We start from the raw sequence: 14100 nt of genomic DNA, 5'->3' as shown, positions 1-14100 counted from the left end.
GCGTCATCGCCTCAGCGCGCCCAATACCAGGAGCCCATGTTCCAGGTGTTCTGGCGAGCGTTGATGTTCGGCTCGTAGCCGATGAGACCTTCCTTGTAGCCCTCGACCGGAGCGTACTGGTAGATCGGCAGGATCGGCAGTTCTTCCCGGACGAGTTCCTGGAGCTTGAAGTAGATCGCCTTGCGCTTCGCCTGGTCGAAGGTGACCTGGCCTTCCTTCATCAGCGCATCGGCCTCGGCGTTCTGCCACTGCATCTGGTTGGCGCCATTGCCGGACTTGGCGGGGATGGCGTCCGAACCGAAGCGATGCGCCGGATCGGGGTCGATCACGGTGCGGAAGGCGGTGCCGACGAGCAGCGAGTCGAATTTCGAGCGGGTGTAGAAATCGCCCCAGATCACCGCGGCCGGCATGTTGTTGATCGTCATCTTGACGCCGATCTGCTGCCAGTCCTGCATCATCAGCTGCTGGGCCTGCTCGCGCAGCGCCGCGCCCGTCGTGGTCGAGACGGCAAAGGTCAGCGGCACGCCGTCCTTCATGCGCGTGCCCGAACCCGAACGCTTCCAGCCGGCATCGTCGAGGATCTTGTTGGCCAGCGCGAGATCGTAGCTCTGCTTCGGCAGGCCGGGATTATAGGCCCAGGATTCCTGCGGCGCGAAGGATTCGGTCGGCGTGTGCAGGCCGTAATAGATGATGTCGATGATCGCCTGCTTGTTGATCGAGGCGTAGAGCGCCTTGCGGACGGCCTTGTCCTTCAGAACCGGGTTCTCGAGGTTCGGCATCAGGATTTCGAGCGAAGCGCTCGGGATCTTCACGACCTTGCGGCCCGGCAGCTTCACCGCCTCGGCATAGAAATTCGCGGGGATGCCGGTGCCGATGATCAGGTCGACCTGCCCCGTCCGGAACTGGGCGTAGAGCGCCGTCTGGTCGGGCACGTATTTCAGGACGGCGCGCTCCAGATAGGGGCCCTTGCCGTGATACTTCTCGTTGGCGACGAGCTGGATGTTGTCGCCGGGTGTACGCGTGCCCCATTTGAACGGGCCGGTGCCGACGGGAGCGGCGTTATAGGGCGCAGTGTTCGGATCCGCAGCCTTCTCGAGCAGGTGCTTGGGCACGATGAAGGTGTTGGAGAGCAGCGCGAGATACGGCGCATAGGCCTTCTCCATGCGCCAGGAGATCTCCAGCGGGCCGGTGACCTTGATGTCCTTGACCAGCGAGTGGCCGACGCGCGTGCGTGCCTTGAAGCCGGGCGCATTGATCAGCTCGAGCGTGTATTTCACGTCCTCGGCGGTGAAGGGTGTGCCGTCATGCCAGGTCACGCCCTCGCGCAGCTTCACCTTCCAGGCGAGGCCGCCCTCGGAGATCCCGCCATTGGCCTCGGTCGGCACCTCGACCGCTAGGTCCGGCACCAGCGAGCCGTCGGGCTGCGCCAGCCACATCGTGTTGAAGATCTGCATCCAGACGGTCTCGTCGACCTCGATGCCCGGCATCAGCGGGTTGAAGGCGGTCGGCTCCTGCGAAAGGCCGACGACGACCTGCCCCGTGGGCTTGGAGGGCGGCGGCGGCGCGGCCTTGGTCTGGGCGCGGGCAGCACGGAAGCCGGAAGCGGCGAGCAGGCCGCCCGCACCGAGCGCGAGCAGGTCGCGGCGGTGGATGGCGGGCATCGGCAAGGCCAGGCTCGATGTGCCGCGAGAGTTGCGGTCGGAATTCTTCGTCATCGGAAACCCCTCGTTGTGAGCGATGAGCCTGCTTCTGCGGCAGGTGATCGCGGTCGACCGCTTATCGGCCTTCTTCTCAGGCTAGGGGGCACCGGCGGTATCGAACACCGATCGTCTGTGGCAGGTGCATAGAATATGCCGATTCAACCGGCGCCTTTGGCATAGGCTTCTGTCGAGATGCGATGGTATCGGGGTCCCGCCGCCTTCTCGTCCCGAAGGATTCCGAACCCCGATGTCTCCCCCGGTCACCCGCGTCCACAGCGACGAGACGCTGCCTTCCTCCGCCGATGTCGTCGTGATCGGCGGCGGCGTCGCCGGCATCACCGCCGCCTACCATCTCGCCAAGAAGGGCCATTCCGTGGCCGTCGTCGAGAAGGGCTATGTCGCGGGCGAGCAGTCGAGCCGCAACTGGGGCTGGTGTCGCCAGCAGAACCGCGACCTGCGCGAATTGCCGCTGGCCCAGCGCGCTGTCGAGATGTGGAACGGACTGAACGAGGAGCTTGGTGCCGATACCGGCTTCCGCCGCACCGGGCTGGTCTACGTCACCACCAAACAATCCGATCTCAACGCCTGGTCGAACTGGGTCGACAAGGCCCGCGAGATGCAGATGCACAGCCGAGTGCTTTCGGCCGCCGAGGCCAAGGCGATGTCGCCGGGCTCGACGGAAAACTGGATCGGCGGCGTGCACTCGCCGACCGATGGCAAGGCGGAGCCCGCACTCGCTGTCCCGGCCTTCGCGGAAGCGGCCCGCAGGCTCGGCGTCAGCATCCATCAGGATTGCGCAGCGCGCGGTCTCGAGACCTCGGCAGGCAGAGTCTCCGCCGTCGTCACCGAGAAGGGCACGATCAAGACCAGCACCGTGCTCGTCGCCGGCGGCGTCTGGACCTCGATGTTCTGCCGCCATCACGGCATCGACATGCCGCTCGCCGGCGTGCAATCGACATCGTTCTTCACGGCGCCCGCGCCCGAAGTCACCACGGGCGGCATCTCCACGCCGGACGTGACCTTCAGGCGCCGCCTCGACGGCGGCTACACGATCGGCATCAGCGGGCGCGGCCTGCTCCGGCTCAGCCCGCAGGGGATGATGTATGCCAAGCCGTTCTGGCGCACCTTCAAGAAGCGCCACAGACTCCTGACCATTCGTGCCGACAAGACCTTCTTCGCCGGCCCCGAGGCCCTGATGCGCTGGAGCAACGACAGCGTCTCGCCCTTCGAGCGCATGCGCACCTTCGATCCGCCGCCGCAGGAGAAGCTGATCAAATTCGCACTCAAGCGCATCGGCGAGATCTACCCGCAGCTCGCGAATGTGAAGATCATGCACAAATATGGCGGGCTGATCGACTTCACACCGGATTGGGTGCCGGTGATTTCGGCAATCGACAAGCTGCCGGGCCTCCATGTTTCAGCAGGCTTCTCGGGCCACGGCTTCGGCGTCGGCCCGGCCGCGGGGCGTCTCGCCGCCGACATCGTCGCGGGCGACGCTCCGATCGTCGATCCCCACCCCTATCGCTACAGCCGCCTCGTCGACGGCACCGACCTTGGCGAACCCGGCCTGATGTAAACGGGCCGGTGGCGCATGCGTCGGAACGCATGGATTTCGCGGGGCCGCGGCGATAAGCCGGAAGCCTGAGCGAAAGCGGAGAGACGATCATGCTGCGGACCGTGCAAGGCTGTGCCGAGGACCTCGCGACGGGGGCCGTGACCTCGCGCGATCTGGTCGAGGAATGCCTCGGCCGGATCGCCGACCCCGCAGGCGAAGGCGCCCGCGCCTTCATCTCGGTCGCGGCGGAGGCCGCCCGCGCCTCGGCCGATGCCCATGACGCCCTGCGCCGGGCCGGCCGCGCGGCTTCCCCTTATGCCGGCATCCCCTTCGCGGTGAAGGATCTTTACGACGTCGCCGGCGAGCGCAGCATGGCGGGCTCGCGCGCGCTTTCCGATACCGCCCCGGCCAAAGCCCATGCGCCGACGATCGCGCGCATGCTCGCGGCCGGCTTCATCCCGGTCGGGCGCACCAACATGACCGAGTTCGCCTACTCCGGCATCGGCGCCAATCCGCATTACGGCACGCCGCTCAGCCCCTGGGATCGCGCCTCGGCCCGCATTCCCGGCGGCTCCTCCTCGGGATCGGGCGTGGCGGTCGCGGACGGGATGGCGGTCGTCGCGCTCGGCAGCGACACCGGCGGCTCCTGCCGCATCCCCGCCGCGCTTTGCGGCATCGTCGGCTACAAGCCGACCGCCAGCCGCATCTCGCTCGACGGGGTCGTACCACTGTCCGGCAGCCTCGATTCGCTCGGCCCGCTCGGCGCCAGCGTCTCCTGCTGCGCGATCGTCGACGCGATCCTGGCCGGCGAGAGCCCTGCCGTGCCGGCACCACGGCCGCTCGCCGGCCTGCGCCTTGCCATCCCCCGCGAGATCGTGCGCGACGGTATGGATGCGACCGTCGCCGCGACATTCGAGAACGCTCTGGCCCGGCTCGCCTCGCTCGGGGCGGTGATCGTCGAGGTCGGCTTCGCGCCACTGCTCGAGATCGCCAGGGCGACGGCGAAAGGCAATTTCACCGCGCCGGAATCCTATGAATGGCATCGCGACCTGCTCGCCACGAAGGGCGCGTTCTACGACCCGCGCGTGCGCAGCCGGATCGAGACGGGCACCCAGATGCCGGCCCACGACTATGTCGCCCTGGCAAAGGCGCGCGCCCGCATCATTGCGGCGATGAACGCGCTGACCGGCGGCTACGACGCGCTGGTCATGCCGACCGTGCCGATCATCGCGCCGCGCATCGCCGAACTCGCGGAGGATGCCGAATACTTCCGGCTCAACGGGCTGATGCTGCGCAATCCCAGCATCGGCAATTTCCTCGATCGCTGCTCGATCAGCCTGCCCTGCCACCGGCCGGGCGAGGCGCCGGTCGGCCTCATGCTGACGGGCGAGACGGGCGGCGACCGCGTGCTCTTTTCGGTCGCAGCGGCAATCGAGGGCGCTTTGGTCGCGTGATGCGAAAATGATCCAAGGCAGACAGCCGGAAGCTCGGTAGAGCTTCAGGATCGATCTGCCGGAGAACACGCATGAGCCCGACCCTCAAGCGCATCGAGAGCGATGCGCACCTGCCGGCCGAAGCCGAAGTCGTCGTCATCGGCGGCGGCATCGTCGGCGCTGCGGCCGCCTATTTCCTGGCCAAGCGCGGCCGCTCGGTGGCGCTCGTCGAGAAGGGCGTGGTCGGCGGCGAGCAGTCGAGCCGCAATTGGGGCTGGTGCCGACAACAGAACCGCGACGCCCGCGAGTTGCCGCTGGCAATCCGCTCGATGGAGATGTGGGACGCGCTTGCGGGCGAGATCGGCGAGGATCTCGGATTCCGTCGTTGCGGCCTCGTCTACACCAGCAACGACGCCGCGCAGATCGCCCAATGGGAGCGCTGGCGCGAGTTGGCGAAGCAGTTCGGCGTCGAGACGCGCATGCTCACCGGCAAGGAAGCCGCCGCGATGACGGCCGGGAGCGGTCGCGAATGGCTCGGCGGCGTCCATTCCTTCACGGACGGCACGGCGGAGCCCGCATTGGCCGCGCCGGTCCTGGCGCTGGGCGCCCGCAAGCACGGCGCGACGATCCACCAGGGCTGCGCCGCGCGAGGGCTCGATATCACCAACGGCGCTGTCACCGGCGTCATGACCGAACGGGGCCTCATCCGCACCAGCGCCGTCATTCTGTCCGGCGGCGCCTGGGCGTCCGGCTTCCTGCGCCATCACGGCATTTCCTTTCCGCAGGCCAGCATCCGCGCCACCAGCCTGCGCACCGAGATCGCGCCGGCCTGGCTCGACGCCTTCTACACGCCCGAGATCGCACTGACGCGCCGCCTCGACGGCAGCTACACCATCGCGATCAGTGGCAAGGGCACGCTCGAACTGACGCCGCAGGGCATCCGCTACGCCCGCCAGTTCATGCCGATGTTCGTCAAGCGCCTGAAGGCGGTCGAGTTCGGCATCGGCTCGTCCTTCTTCAACGGCCCCGAGGCGCTCGGCGGCTGGAGCCTTGACAAGCAGACGCCCTTCGAGCGCATCCGCGTGCTCGATCCCGCGCCGAACCGCAAGGCGATGGCGATGCTGTTGGAGCGGGCCCATGCCCTCGTGCCAGGGCTACGCAACGTCGCGGTGCGCGAAAGCTGGGGCGCCTATATCGATTCCACCCCCGATGCCGTTCCGGTGATCTCGCCGACGGTCGGGCTGAAGGGCCTGGTCCTGGCAGCCGGTCTCAGCGGCCACGGCTTCGGGCTCGGCCCCGGCGCCGGCCATCTCGCGGCCGACCTCGCCGCGGGCGACACACCGATCGTCGATCCCCGCCCCTTCCGCCATTCCCGGTTGCTCGATGGCTCGCAGGGCGAAGTCGGCGAGTTCTGAACGCAGACGAGAGGCGCGGCAATCCATGCTGCCGACCCCGGTGCGATCGGCATAATCTTGGGCGGCTCGGCAGCAAATCCACGCCCACCGCCGCGCCGCCCCGCTAGGCTTTCCTCGTCGGCGGCAGCGTCCGCCCCTCAACCAAGCGAGCAGACCCATGAGCACCTGGCGGCCGAAATTCATCACCTTCGACTGCTACGGCACGCTGATCTACTTCGAGATGGGGCCGGCCGCCCGCCGCGTCTATGGCTCGCGCCTCTCGCCGGAGCAGATGGACGCTTTCGTCGATGATTTCAGCTCCTACCGGCTCGACGAGGTTCTCGGACCCTGGAAGCCGTATCAGGAGGTCGTTCACAATGCGGTGGAGCGCACCTGCAAGCTTCAGGGCGTCGCTTACGACCGGGCCGACTCCCAGCGCATCGTCGATGAGATCACGAGTTGGGGCCCTCATCCGGACGTTCCCGCCGGCCTCGCCAAGGTCGCGAAGGAAATCCCGCTCGTCGTGCTCTCGAACTCGATGACGGCGCTGATCCCGCATTCCGTCGCCAAGCTCGGCGCGCCCTTCCACGCGGCCTATACGGCGGAGGAAGCGCAGGCCTACAAGCCCCGCATGCAGGCCTTCGAATACATGTTCGACCAGCTCGGCTGCGGGCCGCAGGATGTGATGCACTGCTCGTCCAGCTTCCGCTACGACCTGATGACGGCGCATGACATGAAGATCGGCAAGCGCGTCTGGGTGAACCGTGGCCACGAGCCGGCAACCCCCTATTACGGCTACACCGAGATCAAGGACATCGGCGGCCTGCCGGCCCTCGTCGGGCTCTGAGGCGATGAACGATTTCGCTCCGGATTCGATCGCCTTCTCGACCGGCCACTACATCGGCGGCGAGGCCGTCACGACCGGGGAACGACTCCCGGTCGCGCGGCCCTCCGACCTCGTCGACTATGCCGATCTGCCGGTCGCCACCGCCGAGACGGTCGACCGGGCCGTCACCGACGCGGGGAAAGCGGTGGCGCGCAGCGGCTGGGCGAAGCAGCCGCCGCGCGAACGCGCTCGCGCCATGCGCCGCTGGGCGGAACTGATCGAGGAGCGCGCGGTCGAACTCGGCCGCCTCGAGGCGCTGGGCTCGACCCGACCGATCGCACAGGCCGTCACCGGCGACGTTGCCAGCGTCGCCGAAGGCATCCGCTTCTTCTCGGAATGGGCCGACAAGCTCGGCGGCGACGTCGCCGCCACCCGCGCCGATCATCTCGGCATGATCGTCTCCGAGCCCTATGGCGTGGTCGGCGCGATCACGCCCTGGAACTTTCCGCTCAGCATGGCTTCCTGGAAGGTCGGGCCCGCTCTCGCCGCCGGCAATGCGATCGTCCTGAAGCCTTCGGAGCTGACGCCGTTCTCGACTGTGCGGCTGGCTGAACTCGCGGTCGAGGCCGGCATTCCCGCCGGCATCTTCAACGTCGTTCAGGGCAATGGCAGCGTTACGGGCGATGCGCTCTCGCGCCATCCCGGCATCGCCAAGCTCTCCTTCACCGGCTCGACCCGCACCGGCGTCGCGGTGATGAAGGCCGCAGCCGAAAGCGGCATCAAGCCGGTGACGCTCGAACTCGGCGGCAAGAGCCCGCAGCTCGTCTTCGCCGATGCCGATCTCGACAAGGCCGCCGCCTGCATCGCGGACTCGCTGCTCGCCAATGCCGGGCAGGCCTGCGTCGCCGGCTCGCGCCTGATCGTGCAGCGCACGGTCATGGCCGAACTGATCGACAGGCTGAAAGCCAAGCTCGCCATCGTCAAGCCAGGCCCGACCTGGCAGGCCGAAACCGGCTATGCTCCGATCATCTCCGAGGTTCAGGCGCAGCGTATCGACCGCATCCTCGCCGAGAGCGCCCGTCAGGGCGCCGAATGCCTGCTCGGCGGCAGGCGCATCGAAGGGCATGGCGGCGCCTTCTACCAGCCGACGCTGCTCTCCAACGTCACCGCCCAAACGGCGGCCGTCCGCGAAGAGGTTTTCGGCCCGGTGCTGACGATCCAGGGCTTCGACGAGGAGGAGGAAGGCCTGGCGTTGGCCGACCACCCCGAATACGGACTCGCCGCCGGCGTCTACACTGCCGATCTCGGCCGGGGCCTGCGGGCGATGCGTGCACTCAAGGCCGGCACGGTCTGGATCAACCGTTACAGCCGCACGCTCGACTTCATCCTGCCGACCGGCGGCTACAAGAGCTCGGGCATCGGCAAGGACCTCGGCCGCCAGGCGGTGGAGCAGAACCTGCGGCATAAGACGGTGCTCATCGACATCGGCGGCTGAGCGGGCGCCCTTGGCGCATGCTGATTGTCCTGGAACCACTCCGTCACTCCGGGGCGCCAGCAGGGCGAGCCCGGAACCCATAACCGCTGCGCAAGCCGGAAAAGCCGACCGGGCACAGCGCGATATCCTGATACGACGGTGTTCAGAGGTTCCGGGCTCAGGTCTTCGGCCCGCCCCGGAATGACGGCGAGGGCAATCTTGGCTGCCTGTGAGCCGCTCAGACCACCGCCGTCCTCAGTCCCAGCGCCGGGTGCAGCCTGTCGATCGCTGCGATCTCCGCTCGCAATTCCGCGATCATCCAGTCGCGGATCTCGCGCACGATCGGCCGCGCCGGCCGGTTGCGCGGCGTCAGCAGCACGCAGATCCGCTCGCCGACCGTCAGCCGGTCGGCAGCCGGAACCAACGCGCCCGACATCAGGGCATGGGCGACGACGGTGATCCAGCCGAAGGCGATGCCCTGCCCCAGCAGCGCCGCCTGCACCACCACCGCGTAATCCGAGAAGGTCAGCGCCTTGATCGGCCCCGTGCGTCCCGTGGCGAAGGGCGTGTACTGGCTCGCCCAGTCCGAAGGCGAGTCCGTCAACTGGATCACCGTGTTGCCGCTGGCCGCCTGCTCCGCCGAGCCCGGCTCGCAGCGATAGCCCGGGCTGCATACCGGCAACATGACTTCATGGACCACCAGCGCCTCGTCCGGCACGGGCTCGTCGGCCGCCACGAAGCGCATGCCGAGATCGACACTTTCGACCACCCCACGCAACGAGCCCGCGATCATCTGGAAGCGCAGATCGACGCTCGGGAAGCGCTGCTGGAACCGGTCCATGCGCGGCATCAGCCAGTGCGTGGTGAAGGCGGAAGACACCGAGATCGTCACGGTCTCCTTGCCGCCGCGAAGCTGTTCCACCTCGCGCAAGCCCGCCTCGATGCTCCGGAAGCCGTCCGCGACGCGCCGGTAGAGGATTTCTCCCTCCGGCGTCAGAACGGCGCCCTTCCCGCCCCGCTCGAACAGGCGCAGGCCAAGATAGCCCTCGAAGCGCGACAGCATCCGGCTCACCGCGGGTTGGGTGACGTTCAGCTCGTCCGCCGCGCGCGTGAAACTGCCGCTGCGCGCGGCCGCCTCGAAGACGAAGAGCGCATTGCTGGAAGATACCATACGGCGCAGATCGGACATTACATCAGGTTATGCTTCGCCTGATTATTTGGCAATTGCCGTAGCCGGCGAAAATCCCGTTTGATGACCCTGTCGAATGCAGCTGCGGCGACGGACCCATAGAGGTCCGCGCTGCCGGGCGGCGAACCGCGAACGGCCGAGCCCCATAAGAGCGACTTATGGTCAGGCCCGACATCGGTCTTTGCCCACGCGCTCGCGCGGTGTCGCTGTATCGCAAAGGGAGCATGCAATGGCGAAAAGTGGCGGCGAGCGCGTCGAGATCAGATCGGCCAGCAAGATCTACGGATCGGTGCGGGCACTCGATGACGTGTCGCTCGACATCGCCCCGCAGGAGTTCGTCTCGCTGCTCGGCCCCTCCGGCTCCGGCAAGACGACGCTGCTCGGCATCCTCGGCGGCTTCGTCCAGCCCTCCGCCGGCCAGATCCTGTTCGGCGGCCGCGACGTCACCTTCACCCCGCCGCACAAGCGCGACATCGGCATCGTCTTCCAGAACTACGCGCTCTTCCCGCATATGAGCGTCGGCGAGAACGTCGCCTTCCCGCTCCGCGCCCGCCGCCTGCCGAAATCGACCTATGCCGAGAAGGTCCGCGCCGCGCTCACGATGGTCGATCTCGCCGGCTACGAGGAGCGCGGCATCGGCCAGCTCTCCGGCGGCCAGCGTCAACGCGTCGCGCTTGCTCGCGCCATGATCTTCGAGCCGCGGCTGATCCTGATGGACGAGCCGCTCTCGGCTCTCGACAAGCAGCTCCGCGAAACCATGCAGATCGAGCTGCGCCAGCTCCACAAGCGGCTCGGCGCGACGATCATCTACGTCACGCACGACCAGCGCGAGGCGCTGACGATGAGCGACCGCGTCGCCATCCTGAAGGATGGCAAGCTCGTCCAGATCGACAAGCCCGAGCGCCTGCACGACCATCCCGCCAACGCCTTCGTCGCGAGCTTCATCGGCGAGGCGACGCTGCTGCCGGTCGCGCGCGTCGGTTCCGACAGCGTCTCGCTCGCCGGAGCGGCGATCCGGACGGCCCGGCCGCTACCCGCCAGCGGCGAGCTGGTGCTGGCGGTGCAGACCGAGAAGCTCCTGATCGAGGACGGCGCCGGCGCGCCCGAGCGCAACCGCTTCTCGGCCCGCGTCACCGACATCGTCTTCCAGGGCGAGAGCCTGCGCGTTTTCCTCGCGCTGGATGACGGCACACCGCTCAGCCTGCGCCAGCCCAGCCACTTTGAGGCCGCCCGCCGCATCCCGCCGATCGGCGAGCGCGTCGAGATCAGCATCCACCCGCAGGACACGATCGTCGTGTCGAAGGCGGGCGGCTGACTGCAACCCATCGGACACCAGACCCGTACAGCCAGAAGAGAATTCGCATCATGGCTCTGAAAGACTTCAAGGTTCTCACATTCGACGTCGTCGGCACGCTGATCGACTTCGAAACCGGCGTTCTCAACGCGGTGCGCCGCATCGGCGGGCCGAAGGCGGCCGCGCTCAGCGACGACGAGATCTTCGCGCCCTATCTCGACGGCCGCGCCAAGCATTACGAGCGCTCCAGCGAGGCGATGAAGCTGGTCTATATCCATCTCGCCAAGGAACTCGGCCTGCCCGCCGACGAGGCCTCGGCCGACTCCTTCCAGTACGCCATCCTGCAGCATCCGGCCTTCCCGGATTCAGGTGAGGCGCTGGCCCGGCTGCGCAAGCATTTCCGGCTCGTCGCGATGACCAATGCCGACCGCCCGACCTTTGCCTTCTATTCGCAGACGCTCGGAAACCCCTTCCACGACAGCGTCACCGCCGACGAGGCTATCCATCCCAAGCCCGATCCGCTGTTCTTCGCCTTCAACCGCGGCCGGCAATCGGCCTTCGGCTACAAGCAGGAGGAGATCCTGCACGTCGCCCAGAGCCAGTATCACGACATCGGCGTCGCCAAATCGCTCGGCTACACCACCTGCTGGATCGAGCGGCGTCAGGGCCAGAAGGGCTTCGGCGGCACGCCAGCGGTGCCGGAGCTGACCAAGCCGGACTATCATTTCCCGACCCTGAAGGCGCTCGCCGACGCGGTCGAGGCCGGGGCCTGAACCGTTGAACGCCGCGCCCGCCTGGCAGTCGCTGGAGGCAGCGCCCTCGCTCTGGGGCGCGACGGCCACGCCGTTGCGCGAGCTGCCGCCACTGCAAGGCGACGCGCAGGCCGACGTCGTCATCATCGGCGCCGGCTATACCGGCCTGTCGGCGGCGCATCACCTCGCGCAGAGCGGCCTCTCGTCCATCGTGCTGGAGGCCAACCGCCCCGGCTGGGGCGCGAGCGGCCGCAATGGCGGCGTCATCACCGCCAAGTTCCGCATTTCCTTCCCCGCCATCGCTGCCGCCCATGGCAAGCCGATGGCGAAAAGAATGTACGATATCGCACTGGAAGCCACCGATATCGTCTCGGAACTGGTCGCGACCTACGGCATCGAAGCCGCCAATCTCACGCGCTCGGGCCAGGTGAAGGCGGCGCATAATCACGAGACGCTGGCCTATGCCGTGAAGGAAGCCGAATGGCTTCGCAGCGAACTGGGCGACACCACCATGTCCGTTCTCGATGCCGGGCAGGTTCGCGAGGAAACCGGCTCGGCCGGCTTCGTCGGCGGCGTGCTCAATGCGGGCTCGGGCGGCATCCACCCGTTGAACTATCTGCACGGCCTCGCCGAGGGCGTGACGAAGCGCGGCATTCCCATCCATGCCGGGACGCCGGCCTTGAGCCTGCACCGCGAGCGCGACGGCGTTCTCGTCGAAACGCCCGACGGCGTCGTCCGGGCGAAGCAGGCGATCATCGCCACCAACAGCTATTCCGACCTGACCCCGGCAACGAAAGCCTACCAGCGCACGTTGATCCCCTTCCGCAGCGCGATCATCGCGACGGAAAAGCTGTCGCCCAATCTCGCGGCGAGCGTGATGCCGACGCGGCGGACCTATACCGAGACCAAGCGGATGATGCGCTGGTTCCGCATGGTCGACGACCGCGTCGTCTTCGGCGGGCGCGGCGCCTTCGGCAAGACCGACTCTCCCGCCGCCTTCCGCGCCCTTCACAAGGCGATGGTCGGCATCTTCCCGCAGGTCGCCGACGTGCCCCTCGCCTATCGCTGGTCCGGCCTCGTCGCGATGACGCTCGACTCGGTTCCCCATGTCGGACGTGTCGACGACCGCGTCCTGCTCGCCATGGGCTACAATGGCGCCGGCGTCGCGATGTCCAGCTTGATGGGGCGCTATCTCGCCGCCTTCGCCCGGGGCGAGCGCCCCGATGTCGGCCTGCTCGATGCCGCCCGCATGCGCAGCGTTCCATTTTATCCGCTTCGAGAGCCGGCCGTCCGCATGGTCGCCGGCTGGTACCAGTTTCTAGACGCGATCGGACGGTAGTTTTCGAAGATCCGATCCAACAACAGGGGATGAGCACATGACGGAACGAAGCCTGACCATTCGTAGCGCCTACGCCGCCGCGGGCCTGTCCCTGGCTCTGCTGAGCCCGCTCTCCGCCCAAGCGGCCGAACAGATCCTGTTCGTCTCTCAGGGCGGCGCCTATCAGAAGGCGCAGACCATCGCGATCCTCGATCCGAGCGCCAAGAAGCTCGGCATCACCATCAACCAGGACAGCGTGCCCGACGCTTGGCCGATCATGCGCTCGCAGGTCGCCACGGGTAAGCCGACCTGGGACGTCGTCGACGTCGCCACCAATTTCTGCCTGCGGGGCGGTGAGCAGGGCATCGTCGAGAAGCTCGACTTCAGCAAGATTCCGAACGCCGCCGCGATGCCGGCCGAATATCGCAGCGACTACTCCGTCGCCTACGAGTTCTATTCCAGCGTGCTCGGCTACAGCCTGAAGAAATTCCCCGACGCGGCGACCGCCCCAAAGACCTGGGCCGATTTCTGGGACGTGAAGAAGTTCCCCGGCCGGCGGGCGCTCCGCAACCATCCGCTCGCCACGCTCGAAGCCGCGCTGATGGCCGACGGCGTCGCGCCCGACAAGCTCTACCCGCTCGACGTCGACCGCGCCTTCAAGAAGCTCGAGGAGATCAAGCCGCACATCACGGTCTGGTGGACCTCCGGCGCCCAGTCGGCGCAGCTCCTCAACGACGGCGAGGTCGACATGGTGATGGCTTGGAACGGCCGCATCAGCGCTCTGACCAAGGAAGGCGCCAAGGTCGCCTACACCTACAATCAGGGCATCTTGCAGAGCACCTCGCTCTGTGTGCTCAAGGGCGCTCCGAACCTGCCGACCGCGATCAAGTTCCTGAACGAAGCCGTCGATCCGGTGCATCAGGCCAACCTGCCGCTGCATATCGACTACGGCCCGGCCAACCCCAAGGCCTATGACACCGGCGTCATCCCGGCCGCCCGCGTCGGCGAGCTGCCGAGCGCGCCGAACAACGCCAAGGTCCAGGCCCTGATGTCCTATGCCTGGTGGACCTCGGCCGCCGGCGAGGCCGCCGAGAAGCGCTGGCTCTCCTTCGCGCAGAAGTGAGTCGCTGAGCTATCCCGCGCCGTCACCCCGGACGGAGCGCAG

The 14100-nt window shown here is 67.4% G+C and carries 11 protein-coding genes; 9 read left to right on the top strand and 2 right to left on the bottom strand.

What is annotated here, in order from left to right; genetic code table 11:
- Nucleotides 1-11: 11 nt before the first annotated feature.
- Entirely contained in the window at nt 12-1715 is a 1704-nt protein-coding gene (locus AC1RMY_RS06105; RefSeq protein WP_492863060.1) for a peptide ABC transporter substrate-binding protein, read from the bottom strand.
- A 232-nt stretch (nt 1716-1947) separates the two neighbouring features.
- Between AC1RMY_RS06105 and AC1RMY_RS06100 the strand changes: the two genes are divergently transcribed.
- The 5 genes from AC1RMY_RS06100 to AC1RMY_RS06080 all read left to right on the top strand — a co-directional run bounded on the left by AC1RMY_RS06100 (nt 1948) and on the right by AC1RMY_RS06080 (nt 8403).
- Nucleotides 1948-3276, top strand: coding sequence for an NAD(P)/FAD-dependent oxidoreductase (locus tag AC1RMY_RS06100; protein ID WP_492863059.1), 1329 nt, complete (start codon nt 1948-1950; stop codon nt 3274-3276).
- 89 nt (nt 3277-3365) lie between these two features.
- A complete protein-coding gene (locus AC1RMY_RS06095; protein ID WP_492863058.1) occupies nt 3366-4709 on the top strand; it encodes an amidase in 1344 nt (447 codons plus the stop codon).
- A 71-nt stretch (nt 4710-4780) separates the two neighbouring features.
- Nucleotides 4781-6103, top strand: coding sequence for an NAD(P)/FAD-dependent oxidoreductase (locus AC1RMY_RS06090; protein ID WP_492863057.1), 1323 nt, complete (start codon nt 4781-4783; stop codon nt 6101-6103).
- A gap of 157 nt (nt 6104-6260) precedes the next feature.
- On the top strand, nt 6261-6929 hold the full coding sequence (locus tag AC1RMY_RS06085; RefSeq protein WP_492863056.1) for a haloacid dehalogenase type II: 669 nt from the start codon (nt 6261-6263) through the stop codon (nt 6927-6929).
- Nucleotides 6930-6933: 4 nt separating this feature from the next.
- Nucleotides 6934-8403 carry an aldehyde dehydrogenase family protein gene (locus AC1RMY_RS06080; RefSeq protein ID WP_492863055.1) on the top strand — a complete coding sequence of 490 codons (1470 nt, stop codon included), beginning with the start codon at nt 6934-6936 and terminating at the stop codon, nt 8401-8403.
- Between the two features lie 217 nt (nt 8404-8620).
- Here the strand turns inward: AC1RMY_RS06080 and AC1RMY_RS06075 are convergent, their stop codons facing one another.
- The gene (locus AC1RMY_RS06075) at nt 8621-9571 is read right to left on the bottom strand and encodes a LysR family transcriptional regulator (protein WP_492863054.1); all 951 of its coding nucleotides are present in this window, start codon (nt 9569-9571) and stop codon (nt 8621-8623) included.
- Nucleotides 9572-9800: 229 nt separating this feature from the next.
- Here AC1RMY_RS06075 and AC1RMY_RS06070 point away from each other — a divergent pair, with 229 nt between their 5' ends.
- The 4 genes from AC1RMY_RS06070 to AC1RMY_RS06055 are packed head-to-tail and all read left to right on the top strand — an operon-like array spanning nt 9801 to nt 14058.
- Nucleotides 9801-10886, top strand: coding sequence for an ABC transporter ATP-binding protein (locus tag AC1RMY_RS06070; protein ID WP_492863053.1), 1086 nt, complete (start codon nt 9801-9803; stop codon nt 10884-10886).
- Nucleotides 10887-10936: 50 nt separating this feature from the next.
- The gene (locus AC1RMY_RS06065; RefSeq protein ID WP_492863052.1) at nt 10937-11638 is read left to right on the top strand and encodes an HAD-IA family hydrolase; all 702 of its coding nucleotides are present in this window, start codon (nt 10937-10939) and stop codon (nt 11636-11638) included.
- Nucleotides 11639-11642: 4 nt separating this feature from the next.
- Nucleotides 11643-12956, top strand: a complete 1314-nt coding sequence (locus AC1RMY_RS06060; RefSeq protein ID WP_492863051.1) for an NAD(P)/FAD-dependent oxidoreductase — start codon at nt 11643-11645, stop codon at nt 12954-12956.
- A gap of 37 nt (nt 12957-12993) precedes the next feature.
- The gene (locus AC1RMY_RS06055) at nt 12994-14058 is read left to right on the top strand and encodes an ABC transporter substrate-binding protein (RefSeq protein WP_492863050.1); all 1065 of its coding nucleotides are present in this window, start codon (nt 12994-12996) and stop codon (nt 14056-14058) included.
- Nucleotides 14059-14100: the final 42 nt, after the last annotated feature.

This window comes from Allobosea sp. GW822-FHT03F07, assembly GCF_058801345.1.
Note: the sequence above shows the minus strand (reverse complement) of the source record. Positions and strands in the feature narration are given on the sequence as shown.

Coding starts and splice junctions, on each gene's coding strand:
- AC1RMY_RS06105 (WP_492863060.1), bottom strand. CDS start 1,715: ATGACGAAGAATTCCGACCGCAACTCTCGCGGCACATCGAGCCTGGCC.
- AC1RMY_RS06100 (WP_492863059.1), top strand. CDS start 1,948: ATGTCTCCCCCGGTCACCCGCGTCCACAGCGACGAGACGCTGCCTTCC.
- AC1RMY_RS06095 (WP_492863058.1), top strand. CDS start 3,366: ATGCTGCGGACCGTGCAAGGCTGTGCCGAGGACCTCGCGACGGGGGCC.
- AC1RMY_RS06090 (WP_492863057.1), top strand. CDS start 4,781: ATGAGCCCGACCCTCAAGCGCATCGAGAGCGATGCGCACCTGCCGGCC.
- AC1RMY_RS06085 (WP_492863056.1), top strand. CDS start 6,261: ATGAGCACCTGGCGGCCGAAATTCATCACCTTCGACTGCTACGGCACG.
- AC1RMY_RS06080 (WP_492863055.1), top strand. CDS start 6,934: ATGAACGATTTCGCTCCGGATTCGATCGCCTTCTCGACCGGCCACTAC.
- AC1RMY_RS06075 (WP_492863054.1), bottom strand. CDS start 9,571: ATGTCCGATCTGCGCCGTATGGTATCTTCCAGCAATGCGCTCTTCGTC.
- AC1RMY_RS06070 (WP_492863053.1), top strand. CDS start 9,801: ATGGCGAAAAGTGGCGGCGAGCGCGTCGAGATCAGATCGGCCAGCAAG.
- AC1RMY_RS06065 (WP_492863052.1), top strand. CDS start 10,937: ATGGCTCTGAAAGACTTCAAGGTTCTCACATTCGACGTCGTCGGCACG.
- AC1RMY_RS06055 (WP_492863050.1), top strand. CDS start 12,994: ATGACGGAACGAAGCCTGACCATTCGTAGCGCCTACGCCGCCGCGGGC.